The organism is Pseudonocardia sp. ICBG601, from assembly GCF_020496245.1.
The window spans coordinates 1-1435 of the sequence record NZ_JAHLJA010000278.1; the positions used below are offsets into that span (position 1 = coordinate 1).

Genomic DNA, 1435 nt, shown 5'->3' on the forward strand with positions numbered 1-1435 from the left:
GTCACCGCGAGCACCCGCAGGTCACCGGTCCCGATCTGGTCGGCGAACTCGCCCACCCCGGACACCGCGAAGGCCACCTCGCCGCGCAGCACCGCCGCGAGCAGCGGACCGCCGCCCTCGTAGGACGCGTAGTGGACCCGGGCCGGCGCGATGCCGGCGCCCTCGGCCAGCAGCATCGTCGCGAGGTGGTCCGGCCCGCCGACGGTCGAGCCGCCGCCGACGGTGAGCCCGCCGGGAGCGGCGTGCCAGGCGTCGAGCAGGGCGCGGACGTCCCGGTAGGGCGAGTCCGCGGGCACGACGACGATCTCCGACTCCTCGGTCAGCCGTGCGATCGGCGTGGTGTCGGCGAGCGAGAGCGGGGTGTCGCGCGAGGCGGTCGCCCCGACCACCCCGAGCCCCATGCTCATCAGCAGCCTGCCGTTGCCGGCCTCGCCCTCGATCCGGCCGAGCCCGGCGATCCCGCCGGCACCGGACAGGTTGAACACCTCGACCGGACCGGTGATCCCGTTGTCGGACAACACCTTCGCCGCACTGCGGGCGGTGACGTCGTAGCCGCCGCCCGGCGGGTTGGGCACGAGGATGCGCAGGTCGGACAGCGGCCGGGGCCCGCCGGTCAGCACGATCGGGACGACGACCGCGGCGAGGGCCAGCACGAGCACCGCGACCAGCGCGGTGACCTGGCCCCGGCGGGCGCGGCGGGCGGGCGCCTCGGAGGGCCGCCGCCCGCCCGCCGCGCCCGCCGGGGCCAGGTCACCGCGCTGGTCGCGGTGCTCGTGCTGGCCCTCGCCGCGGTCGTCGTCCCGATCGTGCTGACCGGCGGGCCCCGGCCGCTGTCCGACCTGCGCATCCTCGTGCCCAACCCGCCGGGCGGCGGCTACGACGTCACCGCCCGCAGTGCGGCGAAGGTGTTGTCCGACAACGGGATCACCGGTCCGGTCGAGGTGTTCAACCTGTCCGGTGCCGGCGGGATCGCCGGGCTCGGCCGGATCGAGGGCGAGGCCGGCAACGGCAGGCTGCTGATGAGCATGGGGCTCGGGTGGTCGGGGCGACCGCCTCGCGCGACACCCCGCTCTCGCTCGCCGACACCACGCCGATCGCACGGCTGACCGAGGAGTCGGAGATCGTCGTCGTGCCCGCGGACTCGCCCTACCGGGACGTCCGCGCCCTGCTCGACGCCTGGCACGCCGCTCCCGGCGGGCTCACCGTCGGCGGCGGCTCGACCGTCGGCGGGCCGGACCACCTCGCGACGATGCTGCTGGCCGAGGGCGCCGGCATCGCGCCGGCCCGGGTCCACTACGCGTCCTACGAGGGCGGCGGTCCGCTGCTCGCGGCGGTGCTGCGCGGCGAGGTGGCCTTCGCGGTGTCCGGGGTGGGCGAGTTCGCCGACCAGATCGGGACCGGTGACCTGCGGGTGCTCGCGGTGACCGCGGGCGAA

Annotated in this window: 3 protein-coding genes; 2 read left to right on the forward strand and 1 reads right to left on the reverse strand. The window is 76.6% G+C overall.

What is annotated here, in order from left to right:
• A partial coding sequence (locus KPL57_RS65600) for a tripartite tricarboxylate transporter substrate-binding protein (protein ID WP_374204007.1) occupies positions 1–659 on the reverse strand: 659 nt, incomplete at its 3' end.
• A 108-nt stretch (positions 660–767) separates the two neighbouring features.
• Here KPL57_RS65600 and KPL57_RS65605 point away from each other — a divergent pair.
• On the forward strand, positions 768–1106 hold the full coding sequence (locus tag KPL57_RS65605) for a hypothetical protein (protein ID WP_226359510.1): 339 nt from the start codon (positions 768–770) through the stop codon (positions 1104–1106).
• A partial coding sequence (locus KPL57_RS65610) for a tripartite tricarboxylate transporter substrate-binding protein (protein WP_308253641.1) occupies positions 1037–1435 on the forward strand: 399 nt, incomplete at its 3' end. The genes KPL57_RS65605 and KPL57_RS65610, both read left to right, overlap by 70 nt.